25 protein-coding genes are annotated in these 23,870 nt (G+C 27.7%); 12 read left to right on the top strand and 13 right to left on the bottom strand.

Features of this window, described 5'->3' with window-relative positions; translation table 11 throughout:
• Positions 1 to 74 precede the first annotated feature (74 nt).
• The 9 genes from HNP67_RS04435 (at position 75) to HNP67_RS04475 (ending at position 6,982) form a co-directional block, all read left to right on the top strand.
• Positions 75 to 1,151 (top strand): DUF787 family protein, encoded by a 1,077-nt coding sequence (locus HNP67_RS04435; RefSeq protein WP_184125350.1) that lies wholly within the window; start codon positions 75 to 77, stop codon positions 1,149 to 1,151.
• Positions 1,151 to 1,573, top strand: coding sequence for a DUF1463 domain-containing protein (locus tag HNP67_RS04440; RefSeq protein WP_010257097.1), 423 nt, complete (start codon positions 1,151 to 1,153; stop codon positions 1,571 to 1,573). The genes HNP67_RS04435 and HNP67_RS04440 overlap by 1 nt, the downstream gene beginning before the upstream one ends.
• Positions 1,574 to 1,637: 64 nt before the next feature.
• The gene (locus HNP67_RS04445) at positions 1,638 to 2,126 is read left to right on the top strand and encodes a DUF1473 family protein (RefSeq protein ID WP_184125352.1); all 489 of its coding nucleotides are present in this window, start codon (positions 1,638 to 1,640) and stop codon (positions 2,124 to 2,126) included.
• Positions 2,119 to 2,322, top strand: coding sequence for a DUF1322 family protein (locus HNP67_RS04450; RefSeq protein WP_184125354.1), 204 nt, complete (start codon positions 2,119 to 2,121; stop codon positions 2,320 to 2,322). The genes HNP67_RS04445 and HNP67_RS04450 overlap by 8 nt, the downstream gene beginning before the upstream one ends.
• A 6-nt stretch (positions 2,323 to 2,328) precedes the next feature.
• Positions 2,329 to 3,744, top strand: coding sequence for a hypothetical protein (locus HNP67_RS04455; RefSeq protein ID WP_301366274.1), 1,416 nt, complete (start codon positions 2,329 to 2,331; stop codon positions 3,742 to 3,744).
• Positions 3,745 to 4,326 carry a DUF792 family protein gene (locus HNP67_RS04460; protein ID WP_336509675.1) on the top strand — a complete coding sequence of 194 codons (582 nt, stop codon included), beginning with the start codon at positions 3,745 to 3,747 and terminating at the stop codon, positions 4,324 to 4,326.
• 39 nt (positions 4,327 to 4,365) lie between these two features.
• Entirely contained in the window at positions 4,366 to 5,253 is an 888-nt protein-coding gene (locus tag HNP67_RS04465; protein ID WP_184125356.1) for a hypothetical protein, read from the top strand.
• 234 nt (positions 5,254 to 5,487) lie between these two features.
• On the top strand, positions 5,488 to 6,423 hold the full coding sequence (locus tag HNP67_RS04470; protein ID WP_184125358.1) for a DUF693 family protein: 936 nt from the start codon (positions 5,488 to 5,490) through the stop codon (positions 6,421 to 6,423).
• Positions 6,413 to 6,982: a DUF777 family protein gene (locus tag HNP67_RS04475; protein WP_184125360.1), complete on the top strand. Its 570-nt coding sequence runs from the start codon at positions 6,413 to 6,415 to the stop codon at positions 6,980 to 6,982. The genes HNP67_RS04470 and HNP67_RS04475 overlap by 11 nt, the downstream gene beginning before the upstream one ends.
• Positions 6,983 to 7,038: 56 nt before the next feature.
• On the opposite strand, the gene HNP67_RS04480 is transcribed toward HNP67_RS04475, so the two are convergent.
• From HNP67_RS04480 to HNP67_RS04495, 4 genes are all read right to left on the bottom strand, one after another.
• The gene (locus HNP67_RS04480) at positions 7,039 to 8,283 is read right to left on the bottom strand and encodes a hypothetical protein (RefSeq protein ID WP_184125394.1); all 1,245 of its coding nucleotides are present in this window, start codon (positions 8,281 to 8,283) and stop codon (positions 7,039 to 7,041) included.
• Between the two features lie 474 nt (positions 8,284 to 8,757).
• Positions 8,758 to 8,988 (bottom strand): hypothetical protein, encoded by a 231-nt coding sequence (locus tag HNP67_RS04485; protein WP_184125362.1) that lies wholly within the window; start codon positions 8,986 to 8,988, stop codon positions 8,758 to 8,760.
• Between the two features lie 100 nt (positions 8,989 to 9,088).
• Positions 9,089 to 9,877 carry a hypothetical protein gene (locus HNP67_RS04490; protein WP_184125364.1) on the bottom strand — a complete coding sequence of 263 codons (789 nt, stop codon included), beginning with the start codon at positions 9,875 to 9,877 and terminating at the stop codon, positions 9,089 to 9,091.
• A gap of 348 nt (positions 9,878 to 10,225) precedes the next feature.
• Complete coding sequence (locus HNP67_RS04495) at positions 10,226 to 10,849, bottom strand: hypothetical protein (RefSeq protein WP_184125366.1); 624 nt, start codon at positions 10,847 to 10,849, stop codon at positions 10,226 to 10,228.
• 245 nt (positions 10,850 to 11,094) lie between these two features.
• On the opposite strand from HNP67_RS04495, the gene HNP67_RS04500 reads away from it, so the two are divergent.
• Positions 11,095 to 11,289 carry an Lp6.6 family lipoprotein gene (locus HNP67_RS04500; RefSeq protein WP_184125368.1) on the top strand — a complete coding sequence of 65 codons (195 nt, stop codon included), beginning with the start codon at positions 11,095 to 11,097 and terminating at the stop codon, positions 11,287 to 11,289.
• Between the two features lie 243 nt (positions 11,290 to 11,532).
• On the opposite strand, the gene HNP67_RS04505 is transcribed toward HNP67_RS04500, so the two are convergent.
• The 7 genes from HNP67_RS04505 to HNP67_RS04535 all read right to left on the bottom strand — a co-directional run bounded on the left by HNP67_RS04505 (position 11,533) and on the right by HNP67_RS04535 (position 19,475).
• Entirely contained in the window at positions 11,533 to 12,498 is a 966-nt protein-coding gene (locus HNP67_RS04505; RefSeq protein WP_184125370.1) for a complement regulator-acquiring protein, read from the bottom strand.
• 163 nt (positions 12,499 to 12,661) lie between these two features.
• On the bottom strand, positions 12,662 to 13,525 hold the full coding sequence (locus HNP67_RS04510) for a complement regulator-acquiring protein (RefSeq protein ID WP_184125372.1): 864 nt from the start codon (positions 13,523 to 13,525) through the stop codon (positions 12,662 to 12,664).
• Between the two features lie 171 nt (positions 13,526 to 13,696).
• On the bottom strand, positions 13,697 to 14,932 hold the full coding sequence (locus HNP67_RS04515) for a complement regulator-acquiring protein (RefSeq protein ID WP_184125374.1): 1,236 nt from the start codon (positions 14,930 to 14,932) through the stop codon (positions 13,697 to 13,699).
• 361 nt (positions 14,933 to 15,293) lie between these two features.
• Positions 15,294 to 16,058 (bottom strand): complement regulator-acquiring protein, encoded by a 765-nt coding sequence (locus HNP67_RS04520; RefSeq protein ID WP_184125376.1) that lies wholly within the window; start codon positions 16,056 to 16,058, stop codon positions 15,294 to 15,296.
• 247 nt (positions 16,059 to 16,305) lie between these two features.
• Complete coding sequence (locus HNP67_RS04525; RefSeq protein WP_184125378.1) at positions 16,306 to 17,037, bottom strand: complement regulator-acquiring protein; 732 nt, start codon at positions 17,035 to 17,037, stop codon at positions 16,306 to 16,308.
• 240 nt (positions 17,038 to 17,277) lie between these two features.
• On the bottom strand, positions 17,278 to 18,093 hold the full coding sequence (locus HNP67_RS04530; protein WP_184125380.1) for a complement regulator-acquiring protein: 816 nt from the start codon (positions 18,091 to 18,093) through the stop codon (positions 17,278 to 17,280).
• A 494-nt stretch (positions 18,094 to 18,587) separates the two neighbouring features.
• Complete coding sequence (locus tag HNP67_RS04535; protein ID WP_184125382.1) at positions 18,588 to 19,475, bottom strand: complement regulator-acquiring protein; 888 nt, start codon at positions 19,473 to 19,475, stop codon at positions 18,588 to 18,590.
• Between the two features lie 523 nt (positions 19,476 to 19,998).
• Here HNP67_RS04535 and HNP67_RS04540 point away from each other — a divergent pair.
• Positions 19,999 to 20,820 (top strand): OMS28 family porin, encoded by an 822-nt coding sequence (locus tag HNP67_RS04540; RefSeq protein WP_184125384.1) that lies wholly within the window; start codon positions 19,999 to 20,001, stop codon positions 20,818 to 20,820.
• A 217-nt stretch (positions 20,821 to 21,037) separates the two neighbouring features.
• Positions 21,038 to 21,841 (top strand): FAD-dependent thymidylate synthase, encoded by an 804-nt coding sequence (gene thyX, locus HNP67_RS04545; protein WP_184125386.1) that lies wholly within the window; start codon positions 21,038 to 21,040, stop codon positions 21,839 to 21,841.
• Between the two features lie 144 nt (positions 21,842 to 21,985).
• Here the strand turns inward: thyX (HNP67_RS04545) and thyX (HNP67_RS04550) are convergent, their stop codons facing one another.
• Both thyX (HNP67_RS04550) and HNP67_RS04555 read right to left on the bottom strand, forming a co-directional pair.
• Complete coding sequence (thyX, locus tag HNP67_RS04550; RefSeq protein ID WP_184125386.1) at positions 21,986 to 22,789, bottom strand: FAD-dependent thymidylate synthase; 804 nt, start codon at positions 22,787 to 22,789, stop codon at positions 21,986 to 21,988.
• Positions 22,790 to 23,006: 217 nt separating this feature from the next.
• Complete coding sequence (locus HNP67_RS04555) at positions 23,007 to 23,828, bottom strand: OMS28 family porin (RefSeq protein ID WP_184125384.1); 822 nt, start codon at positions 23,826 to 23,828, stop codon at positions 23,007 to 23,009.
• Between the last annotated feature and the right edge of the window lie 42 nt (positions 23,829 to 23,870).

Genomic DNA, 23,870 nt, shown 5'->3' with positions numbered 1-23,870 from the left:
ATAAAAAGAAATAAAATAAAAATTTAAAAAAAATAAAATAAAAATTAAATAAAGAAATTTAAAAAGGAGGATAAATGCCAAAAGATACAATAAGCATTAGTTTGGTGCAAAACAGATTAGATTTCAATAATATTAATTATTACAATCCGCTTTTAATTTACAAAAGCAATGTTTTGGCAAGCAAGCACTTGGCATTAAGTGTTACAAATTTACAGGATCTGCTTGAAAAACTTGAGATGCAAAAGACCCAGGAGTCTGATTCTTCTAAGAAAAAAATAGCAGAAGAGCAAATAAGCGTTTTAAAAAAATCAATGCAAGATTTTTTTGGGCAAGACGGACTTAGGTCTGTTGATTTTTATGTTTACAATCAGATTAAAGAGATTAAAGATTTTTTAAAATCCAATTTACATCCGTTTGTAGTTTTTGTAAATCAAGCAGAAGATACTATTAGTAGTGATTTTGAAGAGATTAGAAAAGTTTGCAATTTTATTATAATTTCCACTAAAGATGGCAACTTACCAAATTTTTTAAAAGGCAAAGACAAAAGTGAGCTTAAAAATGTTATTGCTGTTTACGGTGGCGGAGGCAGTCAAGATTTGCACCTTAAGTTTGCAGCAGTTTATTTACATCAAGCAAGCATTTTTCACGCGGTTAATCCTTATGGTATGATTTTAAACTCTTCTCCTATTTACGATGACTTTCTAATTGATTCTCTTAGAAAATCCAATATTAATTTTTACTCTCTTTTAAATGAAACCAGCAATGACGGCATTTTAGCTTTCAAAGAAGGAGTTAGTCTTTCGGGTGATCCTATTGATGAGGCTTTTACGCTTTTTTACATTAAAAATGAAGCAACAAAAGAGCTTATTAGGGTTTGGAATAAAAACAATAGAGCCAACAGCAAGCTTGGCGCTTTAAATTTGGACGGCAATTTGCCAAACGAATACACAGCAGGGCTTGAATGTTTTTTCCATGAACTTAAACAAAAAGGTCTTATTATCTCTTATAAACAGATTAAACTTAAAGTTAATTCTTCTAAAGGCTTAAGCTTAAGCTTAGAAGTTGCACTTAAGTACAATGACAGCTTTAATAGTGTTAATTTAGTAATAACAGCACAAGAGATAAGCGAATATTTAAGGAGAGCATCATAATGAGAGAATATTATTCACTTGATTTAATATTTTTTAGCTTTAATGACAATTTAATAGATACAGGCACTCTTGAGTACAGTACAGAGCCCAATGTAATGGCTAAGGCAAGCACAGAAGACAGAAATTTTCCAATTCCAAGCTTTCGAGATCCAAGAACCGTTGTTCATATTTTTGATTTAGAAGTAAGTAAAGGATCTCTTGATTACAAACTCTTAACAAAGCTAAGCAACGAACAATTTTACGAGAATGTACCAAAATCTAAAAAATTAAAAAGATTAGTGTTTAATGATCAGATGGGACTTAAAATTATTTCAAATAGTGCTTTTTTTGCAGAAATTCCAACTAGAAAGTATTCAGCTGATAATGATACTGTTAAGTTTACAATTCATGCAATCAATTGTGATGTTGAGAAAGCAAGTTAAAAGCAATTTGATTGAACAATAAAAATGTTTTAAAAATGTTTTAATTAAAGGATAAGAATTTAAAATGAGATACAAGTTAAAAATATTAACCAAGGCCAAAATACACACATACGTTTTAAAAGATATTCCCATGTATGAGTGGGACAGTGTTTTAGGATTTGATATTGAAAGAGACGAACTTATTAGCAAACTTAATGATCTGCGAACATTAAAAGAGATAACCAAACTAATGATTTCAAGAGGGTTTTTAGATGAATTTTACGAAATCTTAAACCAAGAGAGAAGATATTCAGAGCTTTACAAGTATGCTCTTCCTACAATTCTTTTTTCAGTACAGTATTCACTTTTTGAAACAATAGAAGGGTTTAAAAAGCCCAGTTTAGTTTACATTGAAAGCTTTCAAGATAAAAACGGAGATTACATTAAGTATGACTACATTGATGATCGCTGGAGTTATGATTTTTTAATTACAAGCAATTTTGCAGGTTTAGATCAAAAAGATTCTTTAGAAACCGGTTTTGAGTCTTTAATTCAAGAAGGTGTCAATGAATAAGCAAGAGATTGCGACCAATTATTTTAAATATATAGACTATTTAACAAGAGAAGCTAATAAGTATTATTTCCCTATTGTAATGGGCATTTGTACATATAAAGACGTTAAAAAAATGAGCTACAAAGAGCTTGTAGAGGTTAACCGAGTAGCCAGCCTAAAGCTTAACAAGGAAATATACGAGTGGTTTTTGTTTTAGTAGTATGTGTTAAAGTTTGTTTTAAAGGTTTTTATGTACGAAGAAAACAATAATGAGAATAAATTCACAATTACATTAGAAGGTGTTCTTGATAAGAATGCTACTAAGAGTAATTTAAAAAAAGAGTTTTTAAGCCTAAAAAGGGAAAATTTTTTCAGTCAAATGGGTTTTTATGGTTTGAGTGGAAAAAGTAGTAAGGATTTTTTATCTTTAAGTCTTTCAAGACTTAAGGGGCTTAATAGACCCAAAAGTGACAATCTTCAAAAATCATCAAGTTTTAAATCTTTGAATGTTTTTGGCAAAAGTAATTCTTTTAAGGATTTTCTAAGCTTTGATGATTCTCGGGAAAACACTCCTAAGAGTGTTTTAAAAGATTTTAGTGTTTTTGATTTTGATTTAAAAGACAAAAGTGATTTGACTGCTGGATTCTTAAATGAGAATAAAAGCAGTCCAAGTCCATATTTAAAGCCAAAGGTAGATAAATTGGATCTTGGTGCTAGCCAGGATTTATATTTTAAGACTGAAAATATTAAAAACATTTTTAAGCAAAATTTTATTAATAATTTTGGTAAAAATCAAACTAATGTGCCAAAAGACTTTAGATTAAATTCCAATTTTAACAAGATTCCTTTTAAGGATTTACAAAATCTGGAGGGTTTTAAAAACAAAAACAGTAGTCAGATCATTGGGGAAAATTTGATGACTTTTAGAGGGTTTTTAAAAGATCCAAATCCTGTTGATTTTTTTGATATAAAAAATGGGTTTAATGATTTAAATTCTTCTTTAAGAGAATTTAAAAATTTAAAAGACAAAAAGACTAAGCTAAGTCTTGAAAATTTTCTTTACAAAGATAGTCAAAAAGAAAGTGTAAATAAAATACTAAAAAGAGAAAGATCTTTTGAAACAGAGCTTGAGAGAAATGATTTTTTAAGAAAACTTTATATTCTTCAAAATTCACAAAATTCAAATTCAAATTCAAATGATTTCTCTTTTATGGTTGAGCTTGCACAAAAATTAAAAAACAAAGGGCATGCTAAAAATGATTCAAAAGCCATTAGTCTGGTAAGTGATTTCCTAAAGGGTGAGAATGGTTTAGAAAAAGTTTTAAGTTTGAAAATGCCAACAATTTCTTTAAAAAGTCCAAGTGAGCCTGAGGTTTTAAATAGTAAAATAATAAGTGCTGCTTTTGAGCCTGGATTAGAGTTGCTCTTAGAAAAAACTTTAGAACTTTTAGAGTGGGCTAAAAATTACGATTTTACTAGTAGTGTGCTAGACCCTTTAAAAAGTACTTTTTCAAATCTTGGCATTATTTTGGCGCAAGCTTTTGAAAGTTTGCCTTTGGTTGAGAACATTACAAGTTTACTAAATAGTGTTAGTGAATTTAATTCAAGAGGAATTGATGATGATTCTAGAATGCCTTAAGTGCAAAAGAGGTTTCAAGTGATTAAAGAGCAAGCCAGTAATTTAATAAAAGATATTGTAAATCAAATCTCAAGTTTGGCAAGCATTTCTAATTTTGTTTTACTTTTTCCAAGGCTTGATTTTAAAGGTCTTGGGTACATTCCCCAACTGTTTTTTATTTTTGTAAAGCACGATTTAATAGAAGAAAATCTCTCAAGTATAAGCTCAGACCGTGCGGTAATTGATTTTACCAATACAAAAAGTGAATATGTGAACTTTAACATTACTCCAAGGCCTGAGATTATAACAATTAATAAAGGAATTTTGTCCTCTATTTATGACCAAACTTTGCTAAGAGCTTTAAGAGAAACCCCTTTTATGAACAGTGTTTTAGAATTTAATAGTAATTTTATAAAAATGCAATTCAGGCAAAGGTTTAACCTAGGGGTTTACTACAGTATGTACAGCCCTTCAGTAGGATTTCACGAGGCAGTAAGTATTAGTTCATTAAAGCTTAAGGACACAGTCTATCTAGAGGAGGTGGAAATTAGTTTGCAAGTAAAAATTTGCAAAACGTTTAATATTTTAACTTATAAAGGTTAAAATATTAATTAAAAACATCTAAATATTAGGAGAATATTAATGAGACAATTTAAGTTTATTTTAATATTTTTTTTATTTATTGTTTCAACAACATATGCAAGCGAGGCAAGACCATTTGATTTTAAAAAGTGGAATTTCAAAAGAGACATAGATTTGGCATATGTATTAATGCATGACATCGACAATGGAATTTTAATTAAATCTCAAGATAAAGCCGGTAGCATTAAAAGGCAAGAAATACTAACCAAGCTTAATGCGCTAAATGCTTATTGTAATAATTTGCAGAAAATAATAAAAAAAAGACTTACTTTAAGCAGATTTAAAAAAGAGGTGGAATTACCATTGCTTAAGATTTTTAAAAAATATAAATATTTAACAAGAAATTACAAAAATAAAAGCCTTATTGAAAATCCAGAATATACAAAGCTTATTGCAGAGAGAATTATTAAAAAAGCTTTTTTTTTAGAAAACTATTTTCAATCTAGTAGTAGGCTTAAAAATGTAAAATCTCTTGAAAATATTAAAAAAAGAATTGATAATCAGAGCAACTTAAAGTCTTTAAAGGGTAAAACTAAAAGATTTGTTGGTTCAAAGGCTTCAAGCTTTAAACCTTCCAAAAGACCACAAGGTGAAAAAAAATGTAACAAAAGACGAATCTTAAGCAAGCATGATCTTAACCGTGCAGAAGGTGAGTTTTTGGCCGATCCAGACCAAGACTTAGACGAACTAGAAAGCAGCTTCCAAGATGAGAGCGAGAGTGAATACCAAGATGAGAGCGAGAGTGAATATCAAGATGAGAGTGAGAATGAATATCAAGATGAGAGTGAGAATGAATATCAAGATGAGAGTGAGAATGAATATGATGTGTTTAAGGAAGATCAAAGCGAAGATGAGTTTTTTGATTCTCTTGAAGGTCAGTTTAGTTAAATTTTTTAATTTGATTTTTAATTTGAATATTTTTTTGATTTACTTTAAAAGATTTTTAAGGTTTAATCTTTATTCTTACTGCCTTCAAAATGCAATTAATAAAATAGGATCTGAGAATATTTTAAACATTGAGCATAATGTAACTTTTAATGGTTTACTGTAATGGTGATTTATAATTAATTTTTAATTCAATTAATAGTTTGTTAATTTAAAAAGGAGTTTTATTTAAAAAAGATGTTAATATTTCAGTACGATTTTAAAGTTGAGTTTTACAATACAATTGATTCTAAAAATAGCATTGACGGCAAACTTGCAGGCTCAAGGCCTAAAGTTGTTATTATTACTCAAAATGGTGTGCCTGATTTGAATATTTTTATTCAAAATACATATTCTGAGAATAATTTAATAATTAGTAAAAAGGCCAAACTTCAAATTTTTAATGTACCTTTAGATTTTTCTAATTTTAAGACGGCAGATATTGTAAAAATTTATTATAAGAAGTTTTCAGATCAGCAAGATTACGAGTTTATTATGGCTGGGTATTTGGGAGCGCCTGTTGAGAGAATTGGTGGGCTTGAGAATTTTAGTTTTGAGTGTGAATTGTATCTTTTGTCCAGAGCGACATTTTTAGAGAGAAAATTTGAGTATAAAAATTTCAAAGGCAGCACTATTGCTGATGCAATAAACTATGTGTTTAAGGACAAGGCAATCTTTTGTATGAATGAACTTGAAAAAACAAAAGTGATCAAAGAGAGCTTTGCTTGCAACTCGCCAAAAGGATTAATAGAATACCTAAGGCGACAAGGATACGTTGACTTTGTCATTGTTGAGATTGGAGATCCCGGGCAAGATGTTGATTCAAAGTTTATTTTTATGAATTTTGGACAATTTGTTTCTAGTGAGTACAAAAGACTTGAAGATTATGGGCTTTTTTTTGTACCCCAAAAAGATGCTTTAAGCTTTAAGTCTGGGTTAAGCTTATATCAAGCGCAAGTGATGTTTACTCACAATATTAAGATTGCAGATAATCTAAGCTTTAAAGATAGACATGGAAATACCTTAAACTGCAAGGTTAAAACCACCAGCGCCAGATTAAGCAGTACCAGAGAGTGTGTTTTAAATCTAGAGCTTTACTCAGAGAATAAAAAAGGAATCTATTGTGCAAAATAATAATTTTAGCTTTGAGCCAGGCAGCCTAAAGGCCTCTTCTGCTGGTTTGTTAAAGCAGTTTCTTTTTGAGAATGTTTTTATTTGCAGAATAGGTGTTATTAAAAGCTTTGACTTTAAAACTCAAACGGGTGTTGTTGCCATTAAAGAATACGAAGGGTTAGAGATTAGTACTTGCAGTATATCTAACTTTAATCTTGATTTAGCAGCAGAAGATGAGGTGGTTTTACTTCAAAGTAATTTTAATATTTTCCAAGAAAACGATAATAATCATTTTGATAAAAATTATTTTTACATTCTAAGTGTTCTTAATCCCAAGAAAATTGGTATTAAGCTTGATCAGTTTAAATTGAGCGTGCAAGAGTTTGATTCACAAAGCGAGAATATAAAATTTAAAGCAAAAAAATTGATTATTGATGTAGACAATATTGAAATTAAAGGCAATTTAAAGATTAATGGAACTAAGTTTGAAAATCATACGCACAGTTCTGGTACTTTAACTTATGTGAATAGTAGTGGTGCGCCAACAACCACAACCGGAAAAACAGGCCCGATTTCTTGAAGTAGTTTTTTTATTTTTGCTTTTTCTTTTCTTAATATAACTTTGCTATCAAAGGTCTATTGATGATTGTTTTCTACTAATAAGATTAAGTTTCTCACTTGGTTTGCAAACTCTTTTGTTGCGTCAATTATTTTGCTGATGCTATTGGTTGTTAATTTAGACTCAGCTTTTAGTTGTTCTTTTGTGTTTTTGTATTCATTTTTTACTTTAGTAAATTTTTCGGCTAGAATTTTATATTCTTGAGCTATTAATTTATTGTAAAGTTTTGGGTTTGGATGAAACTTAAAGCCTAAGTTCCAGTCTATTTGACTTGTGTTTTCTTTTTCTCCCCATTTCTTAGCAGCGTCCATTACTCTTTTTATTGTGCTTGTTCCTAGGGGATCTTTAGTATCTTCAAAAACAAGCTCACTGTTTTTTAACTCCTCGAGCAATCTATTTTTTGTTGTTTCTATATTCTTGGTATTAATGTTGTCAATGTTGCTTTCAATTGAGTTTTTTGATTTGTTTAGAGAGCTTTCCAGATCCTTTGGTAAATTTTCAAGCTCTTTAAATTCTTTAGATGTTTCTAGATTTTTTATTGCATTTAGTGCTTTATCTAGAGAGTCTCTAACTTGATTTGCGTATTCTTTTGTTATGAAGTTGTCATTGTTTCTTAAGTGAATGCTGTGTTTTTGGAATTGATTTTGTTGATTTTGTGTAGGGTTTATTTTGCTTTTGTTAAAGGCGTCATTTTTTAAAGTGTCATTTTCTTCTTTTTGATCAAAAATTTTGTCTTTATCATTATTAATTTTTTCTTCTTCAATTGGGGTAAGTATTACCTCATTGTCGCTTGTTGAAATTTTAAATTCTATTGTAGTTGGGTGTAAAGATTTTTGGATATTTTCGCCTAATTCTTGACCTGTAATTTCATCAGAAGCCCCGATTAACAATAATTGTTCTTGTATTTTTGCAATTTCTTCTTCTGATTTTGCCATATTTGCTTCTTCTAGTACTTCTAGGGGTATTGGGCCTTCGCTGTCAAATTCAGATTGTAGGGCAATCTCTTGTTTCCCGGGTTCAATTTTTTCAATTTCTAAAATAGGAGGTGTACTTTGATTTATTTTTGATTCAAGTTCTTTTTTAAACTTAGTGTCTGATTCAAGCTGCAAGCTGTTCTTAATGACTTCTGAGATATTTTGTAATTTATATTCGTTTAAGGCTTTGTTTTTATCATTTGTATCCATGTTTGCATTACAGCTAATAACTAGTAGCAATGGTGCAAATGTTAAAATTTTTATAGCTTTTCTAAGCTTGCTTTTCAAAGCCTTACGCTCCTTTAAAACAAGAATATTGAGAAACATTATACCACATTTTTTGGATTTTGATTTTATTTTAAATATAAAATCCCCTGTTAAGGGGATTTAAGGGGGTATCATAGATTTTGTGTTATTATTTTTAAATGTTTATTCTTCCTGTTTTGCAGGAATTAAAATTTTAATAATTTGTAATTGTCGCCTTTGGTCCGTTTGTAATTTGGTGTTGAAGTGGTGGTGCTGGTTTTTATTTTATAAATTTTTCTAAAATTATCAGCACCATTCTTCTTTATTTTATTTTTATACAAAAGATTTGCTTTGTACTAAGTGTATAGCATACTTTGAATTTTTCAGATTACTAATAAAGGAGAACATCGGGTGTAATTCGATGTTCCTTTGAATATATTAATATATTTAAATGTAGACTTGAGATTTTAACTATTAGCTAATAAAATGTTTCCAAAGTAAAATGATCTGATTACCCTACTCAATCTCTTCATTTTGATCATCATCTTCTTCAGGATTGTTTTCAGTATTTTCTTCTATTGCGGGCTTTGATTGTGAATTTTGTTTTTTTTCATTTTCATCTTTTTTTTCTTGTTCTAATTCTTTATGCACATTTCGAAGAATTGAATCTATTAAAATTCCACGTCCAATTGCGCTGCAAGACATAATAAATACTGAAAATGAAATAAATATTATTTTTTTAACCATTTAATCATTCCTTTAACCTAAGCAATTCAAACATAATTATATATCATTAAATTATATTAATCAAATAAATGTAATTTATTTTTAAAGTCTAATTTAATTTTTAGATATATTCTTTTTGAATTACTGATTTTAGATTATTTATGTCTGTTATCACATCTAAAATTTGAGTGAAATTTTTATTCATTTGAAAGACTTGATTGTGTGGTAGCAGGTCTAATTCTATTATTTTTTCACTAATAGTCACTTTGTTGTAATCTATTGAATGGTAATCTTTTTTATTTTTTATTTGAAATCTATAGATAGGATTTAAGTATTTCTCACTTAACCCCTTTTTAATCGTTTCTTTAAGGTCCTGTAAAACATAATTTTTGGGTTTTTTGGTATCGTTTGGGGGATTGAGCATAATGTTAATAATGTTGTCATCATTTTCATTTTTAAGGTTTAAGACAAATAATAAATCTTGATTTTGGAAAAAATTCTCAATATTTTCAATATCTTTGAGATTTTTTAAAGTTGAGTTTTTTGAGTTTTTTGGATTTTTAAAGTCCAACAATGGTTTATTTATTAAGATGCTCAAAGATACCACTTTCCCCTTAGCAGATAAGATTTTATCTTCTGCTTGTTGGAATTCTTTTTCTCTTTTGATGCTAAAATCAAGAGTGAATGTTTGAATTGGATAAGCTTGTTTGTAGTATTTTTGAGTACTTATTGGGACTTGATTTGATTGTCTTATTTCTACTGTTTGAATTGATACCGCAGGGATTATTTTTATTGCAGGTTTTTGTTCTTTGTGTTTTTCCTGTTTTTCAGGAGTTTGTTCTTTATTTATAAATAAATCACAAGACAAGATTAAAATTTCTAGTAGTATTAAAATTACTCTTTTACTCATTTATTTCTCCTTAGCCTTTTTGACTTGTTTATTATATATTAATATTAATAATTAATAAGTTGTTTTAAAGCTTATTTGATTAAAAATATTAAAAATATAAAAAATTGATTTTTGCAAAAAGAAGTTCTCTAATGCAAAAAAGAACTTCTTTGGAGGTAGTTTAAAAGCAGTATTATTTCTTGCTTGAATAAGCTACGCTTTGATTTTGAGTATATAGCTACTTTAAAGTATAGCTCACATTTTAAAATATGAATTTTACTTGTTTTTAAAATTTACAAAGAGGACTCCATCTGAGAGCCTCTTTGAAACATGTGTGGGAAGTGTTTAATTTGATTTTAATAAATAAAATTATTTAATGAATTCTTTTAGATTTGAAGCATTAGTTAATATTTTTAGTGTATTGTAAATGTTTTGGCTTACTTTAATGTAATAATTTTTATTAGAATAAGGGGAATAGATAAGTTTAACTTTATTTAGGCTTTTTTGAAATTTGGCAAAGCTTAGATATTTCCAGCTGTGATTGGTTGATACGTAAAATGAGCTTCCAAATTGTAAATCGCCATATTTATCTTTGTTTAGAATTGCCTTGTTGATGCTTAATAAACTGTGATAATGAAACAAGGGCATTAAATTTATTTCTCTTTTGTGTTTATCTTCGAAATTTAAACAACATCTTATGAAGTTATTTTCATAAAAATAATTAAAATCTTTGTGATTTTTTAATTGAAGCAGGTTTTTTAAACCTTTTTTATCCAAACTGTCTTTGTGGGCTAATATACTAATTGATTTTAGCTTGCCTTTTGTTAGTGTAATTTTATCGTAATGTTCTAAATATTGAGCTTCTGATTTTATTTCAATTGTTGCGTTTGAATCTACAGCGTAATTTCTAATGTAAAACTGTGCACAAAGAATAGGGTTTAAAGGTTTTATATGTTCGCTTTTGTAAATTAGATTGTTTTTAACTGCATTCATATTTATCTCTTGTAATATTAAATTTATTTAAATTATTTTTTAAATATTTAAAGTTGTATACATATAAATATTTAATTATTCCTCAGTCCAAATTTATTTATATAAGATATCATTTTATACGGATTTTATCAATAGTTTGTGAATTATTTAATACTTTTTTTATTTAGAATAAAAAACCAATTAATATTGATTATTTCAAGATTATATTTTAATATAATATAAGTTCTAAAGAAGGAGAATAAACAATGATAAAATTAATGTACGCTATATTTTTAAGCGCAATATTATTTGTTGCTTGCGAAACTACAAGAATTTCAGATGAGATGGAAAATACTAGCGATGAAGATTCAAAAGTTACAGCTCCAATGTCAGACAAAAATATGATGAAGTCAATGCCAGACAAAAGCATGAAACCGATGACAAAGCCAATGAAAAAGTAACAATATTTGCTTTTAAATTAATTTAAATAAGTTAAATACAATACTAGTAACTATTTTAAAAAACTTTTTTAATAAATTTTATTAAAAAAGTTTTTGGATTTTAATCTTCAATAAAAGTTAAGCATTTTTATTTATTATTTATTATTGTTATTTAGAAAAATTAAAATAATATATTAAAATTAAATATAAAAAGGGGAGAGAGGGCTTTAAAACCCCTATCCCTTTTTGAATGCAAAACCAATATTACTGAATTGGGGCAAGAATGTTGGTAGTTGTGTTTATTAAATTCAAAATTATATCGTGAATGTCTGCAAATTGAGCTCTTGAATTTTTTAATCTTAAGGTGGCATTTAATTTTGAAATGTCAGTTTGTAAGGCATGGTTAGTATTGTACTCATTAATAAGGTCATCTGTGTCTTTTAGCCATTTTTCTTTAAGTGTTGTAAGTTTCTCAAAATCGTAGTAGAGTGCTTTCAAATTAGTTTTGTTTAGTTGTTGTAGTTTGTCTTTTACATCTAGTATTTTTGCACTTATTTCTTCCATTGCTAATTGAATGCCAAAACCTCTGTTTATAATGGTTTCTTTAACCAAGTTTCTGTAGTTTGAGTCTTGAGAGAGTTTTGATAAAATTTTTCCAAGATCTACAATTTTTCCTTCGTTGAAGTTTAAAGATGTGTAAAACATTCTTCTTTCACTTACAAATTCATTTTCGTCAAAATGCGCTGTTGAGGTTGCATTGAAAAATATTTTGCTAAATATTTCTGCTTTCATTCCAAATTGGTCATCAGGCTCGCCCTTGTAAGAATCAATTTCGCTTATTTGAATAATATTCTCAGATCTATCTAATATTTTTTGTATTAGCTCTGTGGCTTCTGGATCTACTGTTTGCTTTGGAGCAGTATTATTAGCATTGGGACTGTTTTTTTGCTTTAAGGCTGCTGAATTTGGGTTTTTTTTATTGTTTGCTGCGATTTTTGGCGGATTTTTTAAAGTATTAATGGCAATAAGCAGATTGTCTATTTTTGATTTGCCGTTTTTAGACACCTTTTTATTTTTCAATGAATTATTTTCGTTTTTTGTGATATTTGATTTTTCTTTTTTATGCTTTTTATTTTCATTACTGTCTTTGACCTCTAGAGAGCAAGAAAGCAAAATTAGCACAGTTAATATATGCAATAAAAATATTGCAATTAATTTATTTTTTTTCAAAATGTTACCCTTCAATAAAAATTTTAAGTAATTAATTATTAATTAATAATTTTAATTACCCAATTAATAACTTTAATTCAAAATTGTTATTGTGCAATAAGAATTCAAAAAAAAAGAGAGCGCAAGCTCTCTTTGGGTAAAAGGTTTTATTTTTTAATAATTTTTAATTATTATTCAATTTAAATAATGTATCTAAAGAAATTAATGTTTGCTCGGATTTCAAACAAAGAGAAATCATAGTGTCTTTATATAGTTGCTCGATGTGGTCGTTTAGCTTTTCTGTATTGTATTGTAGCTCCAAGGTAGCATTTGAGCTTTTAATCAATGTTTCTATTGTGCTAAGCCATTCTTTTTTTATTAAGATTAAATCAACAATTAAATTATAAATTTTTTCTAAAGTTTTTTTATTAAAATCTTTTTCTTTTAGCTTGTCCATGTTAATTGCCAAGTCTTCAAGCGCAACTTCAAATCCTTGCTGAATTCGTATGCCCCCTGATATTTTTTTTATTGTATCGTGGGCTTTTGGGTCTTTGTAAAGCTTGTTTACAATCTCTGCTAAATTAAAAATATCAGTGGTGTTGTAGCTTAGTGATGAATAAAATTGTCTTCTCATTTTTTGAGATTCTGCAAGCCCTGAGTTCATTTTTTCTTGAAGCCTTGTGCCATTTTGGGTGTCAATTTTGTAAACATTAAGTAATTCAAACATACTATTTTTTAGTCCAAATTGGCTAGGTATTTCCGTTTGAAGTTTTTCTTTTTTTATTATTGTCATTTCTCTTGCTAAAATCTCAAAGAGCTTGTCAATTAGATCTGCTTCTCCTTTGTTTGAAACTTTTAATTCTTTTGTTGATCGTTGAGGTTCTTGTTTTTTTGTTTCTTTTTTTTCGTCTTTTTGAGGATTTAATTTATCGTATTTTGTTTCTGTAAAGCTTGCTACTTTGGTTTTATTGTCTTTATTGTTTAGATCGCAAGAGAAAAGTGTCATTATCCCTAATGTTATAAATATTGATAATTTCGTTTTATTCAAAATTTAATCCTTTAATAAAAATTTTAAGTAATTTTAATTATTTAAAATTAATACTTAATGATTTAAATTTAGTTCAAATTTAAAATAGAACAATAAAAAAAAAAGAAGAGTCCAGATCTCTTCTTTTGATTAAATAGTTGTAAAATAGTTTATTTTAGTTTTTTAAATAAACTATTTGAGCTCTGTTATGCTAATGTATGTTTCAAGAACAGACTGTCGAGCATTTTGCATGTTATCTAGATACTTGTTTTGAATGTACTCTGCTAAAGATTTAGAATCGCTTAAGTTTGAATTAGAGTTTGCATTAGCAATAAGCCCATCAGCTTGTCTTGACCATTCGTCTCTTTTAGATAAAATTTGATTTAGCTTTGATTTAAGCTCTTTTAGCTTAAAGGTAAAATCAAAGCTGTTAATTTTAGTGTTTAAGTAGTCCTGGTTAAAGAGTTTAATTTTGTTATCTATTTCTTCTAGTGCAAGCTCAAGAGAAATTTGTATTCCAAGTCCTGATATTATTAATTCTCTTATTAAGCTATGATTTTGATTCTCATTGTAAAGAGTTTCCATTATTGATCCAAATTGTTCAGTTTTGTTTTGATCAAAATCCATAAGTGCGTAGAATTTATTTCTTTCATTTTCTGCTTCTGGTGTGTTGGAGTTAAGCTGCGGTGCGTAACTTCTGTCAAAAACTTTAGCACTTGAAATAACATCTAGTAGCTCAAATGCAGAATCTTTCATTTTAAATTGATCATAAGTTTCTCTAAATCCAAAGTTGTTTTGTGTTTTATTTTTTTCTACAGAAACTGTTCTAATAAGTTCATTTTTTAATGTTTGTAATTTACTGCTATTGCCAGAAGATGTTGTTGTTTGTACAGCAAGGCTTGAATTTGTTGGTTGACTAAAGCTGTAACTTAAGGCAAATGTTGGTATACTGCTATTTTTGTTGTTAAAAGTTCTTGTACTCTTGGGCACATTTTTAACCACTTGAATAGGTTTTATTTGTTTTGGCGGTGCAACGGTTGCGGCTGTTGTTGTCACTACCTTTGTTTGAGGTAGGTTTATGTTTGTATTTGTTGGTTTTGGCAGATGTGATAAATCTACTTTAAGCCCGAAGGATTGTAATTGCAGAGTTTGTTCTGCTTCTGTTTGATTTTGCAATCCTTTGGCTGCTGTAGCTTGTGCTGCTGCTTGTTCTTGTTTTTTCAGCTCCGCTGCTACTGTATCAGCTATTGGTATATTTTTTGCAGTATTTGATTTTGTATTAACATCTGCTGTTTCTTGATCATCTGTTGTTCTATTGAGCATTCCTTTTACTTTGCTTTTATAATCTTCATTTAGATTAGCATCAATTGTGCAAGAAAACAAAAACAATCCCAGGAGCTTTAAAGGCATTAATGATTTGATTTTCAAAATAATTCCTCGATTTCTTTTTAATGAATTTTAATAATCAAAATTAATTAAAATTTAAAATTAATTATTAATTATTAAAAACTTAGTTCAAATTATAGAATAATCAATAAATATAAATAAAAAAGATCAAAGTCTTTCACTCTTTTTTATTTTTCTGCTGCTTGATCTTGTTATTTTACATATTACAAATGTATATCAAATTATTTAAAGTATAAATTTAAACTCTTATAAAAATAGAAAAATATCGTTGTGTTTTAGTTTAGATTTATTTAGATTTAGATTATGAGCCTAAAAAAAAAGAGAAGAATTAACTTCTCTTTTAAAATATCAAGTGCAACATATTATTTTTTTCTTAAGATTATTAGGAGATAGGTTTTAAAGAATAATATTCTTTGTAATATTGATTCACGTGTTCTGCTAGCATTTCCACATCATTTTTAATCTTGTTAGTATTGTTGTAAATCTCAAGAGTTTCGTTTAAGGTTTTTTTAAACCTTTCTTTTAGCTGTAGGTTAGATTTTGCTTCCATTAGTAATAATGTGGATTCTTTTTGGTTTAAATTGTTTACTCTATTTTGTATTGATGCCAAATGATTTTCTATTTTGAATTGAATGCTCCATGGTAGAGTAACCAATCTTAAAGCTGTGTTTTGGTGTTTGGGATTATCTCTAAGTGTTTCAAGAATTTCTTTTAATGTCTCTATTTTTTCTTTATTGTAATCTAAAGATGAATAAATTATTCTTTTTGTTTGCATTTGTTGATCTTCAACAATAATGTCGTAGGGACCAACTTTAAAAGTTTCTAGGAAATCAACTTCATTAGCAATTTTAGCTATTTGTGTACTTTCTTCATTTTTTTGGTTTTCCAGATTCTTGCCCATTGCTTTTAATTCTGAGATTGTAGTTTCAAAATTTTGATAGGAAGACTTTGGATTTCTAGGGTCATCTTCAAAATTTTGGGTATTTTCTTCTAGATTGTTGGGTTTTTTTGTATTAATGTTGTTTTTTGATATAGTGTTTTCATTGGCTTTGGAGGCAATTGGATTAGCAGTGCATGAGATGCAAATTAAAGTTAATATCATTGCAATGGTATTAAGCTTAATTAAATTTAGTTTAGATATTGTCAAAATACTCTCCTTATAAATTAGAATTATTATTAATTAATTCTAGTACAAAATAATAATATAACTATATTTCAATAATTGTAAAATAACAACATTATTAATTAATAATTAAAGATTAAATTTATTGTTGTATTTTGTTTGGATTTATTTAGATTTATTTAGATTTAGATTATGAGCCTAAAAAAAAAGAGAAGAATTAACTTCTCTTTTAAAATATCAAGTGCAACATATTATTTTTTTCTTAAGATTATTAGGAGATAGGTTTTAAAGAATTAGAGTTTTCGTAATATTTATTCACGTGTTCTGCTAGCATTTTCACATCATTTTTAATCTTGTTAGTATTGTTATTGTAAGCTTCAATAGTTTCGTTTAAGGTTTTTTTAAACCTTTCTTTTAGCTGTAGGTTATATTTTACTTCCATTAGTAATAATGTGGATTTTTCTTGGTTTAAATTGTTTATTTTATTTTGTATTGATGCTAAATGATTTTCTATTTTGAATTGAAGATTTTCTATTTTGAATTGAATGCTCCATGGTAGAGTAACCAATCTTACAGCTGTGTTTTGGTGTTCGGGATTTTCTCTAAGTGTTTCAAGAATTTTTTTTAATGTCTCTATATTTTCTTTTTTATAATCTAAAGATGAATAAATCATTCTTTTTGTTTGCATTCGTTGATTTTTATCAATACACTCGCGGGAACTAACTTTAAAAGTGTCTAGGAAATCAAGTTCTTCATTAGCAATTTTAGCTATTTGTGTACTTTCTTCATTTTTTTGATCTTCCAGACTCTTGCTCATTGTTTTTAATTCTGAGATTGTAGTTTCAAAATTTTGGGTATTTTCTTCTAGATTGGTGTTGTTTTTTGATATAGTGTTTTCATTTGCTTTGGAGGCAATTGGATTAGCAGTGCACGAGATGCAAATTAAAGTTAATATCATTGTAATGATATTAAGCTTAATTAAATTTAGTTTAGATATTGTCAAAATACTCTCCTTATAAATTAGAATTATTATTAATTAATTCTAGTACAAAATAATAATATAACTATATTTCAATAATTGTAAAATAACAACATTATTATTTAATAATTAAAGATTAAATTTATTGTTGTGTTTTAGTTTGGATTTATTTAGATTTAGATTGTGAGCGTAAAAAAAAAGAGAAGAATTAACTTCTCTTTTAAAATATCAAGTGCAACATATTATTTTTTTTCTTAACGATTATTAAGAGATAGCTTTTAAAGCATTAAAGTCTTTGTAATATTGATGAAAATGTTCTGCTAGTATTTTCACATCATTTTGAATGTTGCTAGTATTTTTATTGTAAGCTTCAATAGTTTCGTTTAAGTTTTTTTTAAACCTTTCTTTTAGCTGTAAGCTAGATTCTGTTTGTACTAGCAATGCTTTTAAATCTTCTTTTGAATCTTCTTTGCTTTGAGTGTCTAGTTTTTCATTTATTAATTTTAAGTGACTTTCTAGTTGTTGTTGAATGCCCAGAGCTGTGCGATAAAGGAAGTTTGCAGCAATTTTAGAGTCGATTTTGATATTACATATAAGTATTTCAAGAATTTCTTTTAATGTCTCTATATTTTCTTTTTTATAATCTAAAGATGAATAAAGGATTCTTTTTAAAAGTATTTTTTCATCTTCGTTAGCTAGTGCAGAATTAGCACCAATATAAGGATCTAAGAGACTGGATTCTTCTTTAGTCATTGTATCAATTTGTGTACTTTCTTTATTGTTTTGATCTTTTAGCTTCTTTCCCATTTCTTTTAATTTTGAGTCTATAGTTTCCATAAATTTTTGATCAGAAGGGCTAAAGTCTTCAGATTCGTCTTTAAAAAAATTTTGAATATTTTCCCCCGGATTGGTGGTGTTTTTTAAATTAGCAACTTTGTTTAGCTTAGCGGTTTTTTTAAGCTTAGTGTTTTCAGTTGCTTTGGGATCTATTTTGTTAAAAGGTGCACATGAGATGCAAATTAAAGTTAATATCATTGTAATAATATTAAGTTTGGTTATGTTTAGTTTAGCTTTTGTCAAAATACTCTCCTTATAAATTAGAACTATTATTAATTAATTCTAATATAAAATAATAATAATAACTATATTTCAATAATTGTCAAATAACAACATTATTATTTAAGAATTAAAGATTAAATTTATTGTTGTGTTTTAGTTTAGATTTATTTAGATTTATTTGTATTTAGATTGTGAGCCTAAAAAAAAAGAGAAGAATTAACTTCTCTTTTTCAAAAAAATATCAAGTGCAACATCTATTGTTGCTTATATTATTTTTTTAATTCATTAAATTAGCTTAGTTTTTGTCAAAATAATCCCCTTATACATATTTATAAGTTAAAATTAATGTTATTGATTTTAATACAAAATAATATAGTCGTATTACAGATCCGCCGAATAACAATATTATTATTTAATATTAAAAAATTAAATTTCTATTTTACGTTTTTAATTTTTTAAAGGTTTTTCAATATTTTTAATCCCCCTTTAATTCACACCAATACATACACCACTAATTAGTAGTGTATGTGGTCACAACAGGTTTTTAGCATCGTTTCAATATTGTATAAAATTTGCATACTTTCATGTGGATTGAAGTTATATTCGTATCCAAGCCTTATTATTTCTCCTAGAATGTTTCCATCAGCTTTGGCTCCCCCCGTATTGTTGTCATATTCCCAAATAATGTTATCTATGGTTTTTATCCAAGAATTTCTCTCTTGTATTAGTTTTTCAAAATTTTCTTGAATCTCTTTTACTGTTTTTGTTCTAAAGTTGAACATTAGGTGTCTTTGCTCGTCTTTGGTTAAAATCTTAACAGTTTTTTCGAATGATTCTTGGATTTTAAATCCTGTCCAAAAAATTGAGTTAATAAGTCTATAATGGTATCCAGATGAGCTTGATGTTTGTGCAAGTATTTTTGCTATTTTTTTGATTTTATTTTCATCATAATTTAAAGATGAGTAAAATAATTTTCTAAATCGACTGTCTTTTAACATAAAATCAATATACGTCTCTTTGTTTTCTGGGAATGTGGTTTTGTTTATTCCAAATTGATCAATAGGTTCGATTTTTGGAATATCTGAGTTTATTTTTTGAGTAAATATCTCTATATTTGGCCCTATTTTGTTAATTAATTTTTCATTCTCATCAAATTCTTGTGCAATTTTTTTAATTATCGTTTCTTTTTCATCTTTTAGGTGCTGGCTTTGTTGTAAATTTTGGATATCGATCTTTTTAAGATTTTCTGCTTTCTCATCAGTGCCAAAGCTTTTAACTCCAATGGGGGGTGGTTGCAATTCACCTGTTGCTTCTGTGTTGTTTGATTTAGAATAAAAAGAACATGAGACCAGTAAAGTTATTTGAAACAGTTTTAATATTTTCCAAATTGTGTTTTTTTTCAAAACGTAATCCTTAAAAAAAATTATCATTAGTTTTATTTGGCAAGCTCAATATTTTTGATTTCTAATATAAATGTATTTCAATTTTTTTAATTTTCAATGTTTGTTTTATTTATTTTAAATAAAATTTAATAAGTAAAACGTTTAAAATATTCTTAAAAGAAGCCTAAAATGTTTCCGTTTGGTTTTTAAATTTGTTAGCAATTGTAATTAAATTGATGTTATACTTTCTATGTTTTTTGAATTTTAAAGATATTTATCAATAGTCTTGTTTTTGCTGATGATTGCATTATATTTTTCATGTGTTATTTTATAATAAATAATAAATCTAAATATTATAAAATAACACCATTCTCCCCATTTTAATCTAAATTCTAGGTGTTAATCTTTGTTAAAAGTCTTTTGCTTTTAAAGCCATTCTTAATTAAAAAAGTTAATTATATGTTTTTATACAAATATATATTGATTCTAATTTAGTTATGTTTTAAAATATTAAAAATAAATGTTTAAATAAGGAGAATTAACAATGGCTAAAATATTTAGCAATTTAATAATTAACGGATTATTGTTTGGATTTGTAAATTTAAATGTGTTTGCAGATTCTAACAATGTAAATATTTTCAATCCCCAACCCAATGTTTTAGAACAACCAGATCAAAAGGATGACAAAAGCTTGGATCAAAAAGATGACAAAAGCTTGGATCAAAAGGATGGCAAAAAATTAGATCAAAAAGATCAGGTTAATCAAGCTCTAGATACTATTAGCAAGGTAAGCGAAGATGTTTCTAGTAAATTAGAGGGAGTTAGAGAGTCATCTCTTGAGTTGGTAGAATCAAATGATGCAGCGGTAGTTAAAAAGTTTGTAGGGTCAATGTCTTTAATCTCAGATGTTGCCAAGGGAGTTGTTGTAGCATCACAAGAAGCAACTATTGTGGCAAAGTGTTCAGGAATAGTTGCTGAGGATGCAAACAAGGTTGTTGAAATGTCTAAAAAGGCCGTTCAAGAAACTCAAAAGGCTGTTTCTGTTGCCGGTGAAGCAACATTTTTAATAGAGAAACAAATAATGTCAAATAAATCTCCAAATAATAAGGATTTAGAATTGACAAAAGAAGAATTTGCCAAAGTAGAGCAAGTTAAAGAAACTTTAATGGCTTCTGAAAGGGCTTTAGATGAAACAGTTCAAGAGGCTCAAAAAGTTCTCAATATGGTTAATGGTTTAAATCCAGCAAATAAGGATCAAGCAGTAGCAAAAAAAGATGTTGCAAAGGCTATTTCTAATGTTGTTAAGGTAGTTCAAGGTGCAAGAGATCTTACAAAAGTAATGACCATTTCTTTATATATGAGATAGTTAGATTATACAAATTTTATAAATAATTAGGGGTTAGAGCAAAAAGGTTTGAAGCTAATTATATAGTTTCTGCCTTTTTTTTATTTTTTTGCTAAGTCAATATTAAGCCCTCCTTATTAAGACCGTTTATGATATAATATTTATATTCTAAATATTCGCTTGAATAATTACATTCTTAAAAAGTTAATAAATTTGCTTTAAACAAGGAGATCAATTTTTGAATAAAGAATATAAAATTTTGGATAATGGGTTTTTAAAGCTTATTGATTTTATGGGAGATGATAAGAGAATAGTTAAGGCAGCAAGGATTTCTTATCGAGGAGAGAGCGTTAAAAGAAAAGATGAGGAACTTATTGATTATTTAATAAGAAATGGGCACACAAGCCCATTGGAGCAGGTAGTTTTTACATTTCATGTGAAAGCCCCAATATTTATTGCAAGGCAATGGATGAGGCATAGAACCGCAAGGATTAATGAAGTTTCTGGATGCTACAGCTTGGCAAGAGAGGAATTTTATGTTCCTTTAGAAGAAGATTTAAAGTGCCAAATTTTTGGTGGTAATAAATCCAAAAGAGAATTTAAGTCTTTGGAAAAAAGTTTATCAGATAAAATAAAACATCATCAAAAACATTCTTATGAGCTTTATCAAGATATGATCAATTCTAATATTCCAAAAGAACTCTCAAGAATAGTTTTGCCCTTAAGTTTATATACTGAATGGTATTGGCAAATTGATTTAAATAATCTTTTTCATTTTATTAAATTGAGATTGGCCTTAGACAGTCCAAAAGAAATTAAAGAGAATTCACCAAAAGAAATGCGAGAATATGCTAAAGCATTGATAAGTATAGTAAAAGAAATTGTACCTATGTCCTTTAACAGTTTTGAAAATCATTTTTTAAGGGGAAAGAGATTTTCTGGTGAAGAGATAGCAGTAATTATTAATGCTTTGGATTTAAATAAGCTTAGTATGAATTCTGAAAAATTGGAGTTATTGAAAGATAAACTAGGAATTGATTGATTTTAAAGCGTTTATTTCTTTTAGAAAGACAAGATAAATTAAGTTTATTAGTATACTAATAAACTCTTATTATAATAAGAGTTTATTAGTATACTAATAAACTTAATTTATCTTGTCTTTCTAAAAGAAATAAACGCTTTAAAATCAATCAATTCCTAGTTTATCTTTCAATAACTCCAATTTTTCAGAATTCATACTAAGCTTATTTAAATCCAAAGCATTAATAATTACTGCTATCTCTTCACCAGAAAATCTCTTTCCCCTTAAAAAATGATTTTCAAAACTGTTAAAGGACATAGGTACAATTTCTTTTACTATACTTATCAATGCTTTAGCATATTCTCGCATTTCTTTTGGTGAATTCTCTTTAATTTCTTTTGGACTGTCTAAGGCCAATCTCAATTTAATAAAATGAAAAAGATTATTTAAATCAATTTGCCAATACCATTCAGTATATAAACTTAAGGGCAAAACTATTCTTGAGAGTTCTTTTGGAATATTAGAATTGATCATATCTTGATAAAGCTCATAAGAATGTTTTTGATGATGTTTTATTTTATCTGATAAACTTTTTTCCAAAGACTTAAATTCTCTTTTGGATTTATTACCACCAAAAATTTGGCACTTTAAATCTTCTTCTAAAGGAACATAAAATTCCTCTCTTGCCAAGCTGTAGCATCCAGAAACTTCATTAATCCTTGCGGTTCTATGCCTCATCCATTGCCTTGCAATAAATATTGGGGCTTTCACATGAAATGTAAAAACTACCTGCTCCAATGGGCTTGTGTGCCCATTTCTTATTAAATAATCAATAAGTTCCTCATCTTTTCTTTTAACGCTCTCTCCTCGATAAGAAATCCTTGCTGCCTTAACTATTCTCTTATCATCTCCCATAAAATCAATAAGCTTTAAAAACCCATTATCCAAAATTTTATATTCTTTATTCAAAAATTGATCTCCTTGTTTAAAGCAAATTTATTAACTTTTTAAGAATGTAATTATTCAAGCGAATATTTAGAATATAAATATTATATCATAAACGGTCTTAATAAGGAGGGCTTAATATTGACTTAGCAAAAAAATAAAAAAAAGGCAGAAACTATATAATTAGCTTCAAACCTTTTTGCTCTAACCCCTAATTATTTATAAAATTTGTATAATCTAACTATCTCATATATAAAGAAATGGTCATTACTTTTGTAAGATCTCTTGCACCTTGAACTACCTTAACAACATTAGAAATAGCCTTTGCAACATCTTTTTTTGCTACTGCTTGATCCTTATTTGCTGGATTTAAACCATTAACCATATTGAGAACTTTTTGAGCCTCTTGAACTGTTTCATCTAAAGCCCTTTCAGAAGCCATTAAAGTTTCTTTAACTTGCTCTACTTTGGCAAATTCTTCTTTTGTCAATTCTAAATCCTTATTATTTGGAGATTTATTTGACATTATTTGTTTCTCTATTAAAAATGTTGCTTCACCGGCAACAGAAACAGCCTTTTGAGTTTCTTGAACGGCCTTTTTAGACATTTCAACAACCTTGTTTGCATCCTCAGCAACTATTCCTGAACACTTTGCCACAATAGTTGCTTCTTGTGATGCTACAACAACTCCCTTGGCAACATCTGAGATTAAAGACATTGACCCTACAAACTTTTTAACTACCGCTGCATCATTTGATTCTACCAACTCAAGAGATGACTCTCTAACTCCCTCTAATTTACTAGAAACATCTTCGCTTACCTTGCTAATAGTATCTAGAGCTTGATTAACCTGATCTTTTTGATCTAATTTTTTGCCATCCTTTTGATCCAAGCTTTTGTCATCTTTTTGATCCAAGCTTTTGTCATCCTTTTGATCTGGTTGTTCTAAAACATTGGGTTGGGGATTGAAAATATTTACATTGTTAGAATCTGCAAACACATTTAAATTTACAAATCCAAACAATAATCCGTTAATTATTAAATTGCTAAATATTTTAGCCATTGTTAATTCTCCTTATTTAAACATTTATTTTTAATATTTTAA

Origin of the sequence: Borreliella californiensis, from assembly GCF_014205885.1 — a bacterium.
GTDB lineage: Bacteria > Spirochaetota > Spirochaetia > Borreliales > Borreliaceae > Borreliella > Borreliella californiensis.
This window is presented reverse-complemented; position numbering and strand designations above follow the sequence as displayed.

Excerpts from the sequence above, each read along its gene's own strand:
- HNP67_RS04470 (WP_184125358.1), top strand. The coding sequence starts at position 5,488 with ATGTTAATATTTCAGTACGATTTTAAAGTTGAGTTTTACAATACAATT.
- HNP67_RS04445 (WP_184125352.1), top strand. The coding sequence starts at position 1,638 with ATGAGATACAAGTTAAAAATATTAACCAAGGCCAAAATACACACATAC.
- HNP67_RS04450 (WP_184125354.1), top strand. The coding sequence starts at position 2,119 with ATGAATAAGCAAGAGATTGCGACCAATTATTTTAAATATATAGACTAT.
- HNP67_RS04495 (WP_184125366.1), bottom strand. The coding sequence starts at position 10,849 with ATGAATGCAGTTAAAAACAATCTAATTTACAAAAGCGAACATATAAAA.
- HNP67_RS04540 (WP_184125384.1), top strand. The coding sequence starts at position 19,999 with ATGGCTAAAATATTTAGCAATTTAATAATTAACGGATTATTGTTTGGA.
- HNP67_RS04485 (WP_184125362.1), bottom strand. The coding sequence starts at position 8,988 with ATGGTTAAAAAAATAATATTTATTTCATTTTCAGTATTTATTATGTCT.
- HNP67_RS04435 (WP_184125350.1), top strand. The coding sequence starts at position 75 with ATGCCAAAAGATACAATAAGCATTAGTTTGGTGCAAAACAGATTAGAT.
- HNP67_RS04490 (WP_184125364.1), bottom strand. The coding sequence starts at position 9,877 with ATGAGTAAAAGAGTAATTTTAATACTACTAGAAATTTTAATCTTGTCT.
- HNP67_RS04440 (WP_010257097.1), top strand. The coding sequence starts at position 1,151 with ATGAGAGAATATTATTCACTTGATTTAATATTTTTTAGCTTTAATGAC.
- HNP67_RS04500 (WP_184125368.1), top strand. The coding sequence starts at position 11,095 with ATGATAAAATTAATGTACGCTATATTTTTAAGCGCAATATTATTTGTT.
- HNP67_RS04555 (WP_184125384.1), bottom strand. The coding sequence starts at position 23,828 with ATGGCTAAAATATTTAGCAATTTAATAATTAACGGATTATTGTTTGGA.
- HNP67_RS04465 (WP_184125356.1), top strand. The coding sequence starts at position 4,366 with ATGAGACAATTTAAGTTTATTTTAATATTTTTTTTATTTATTGTTTCA.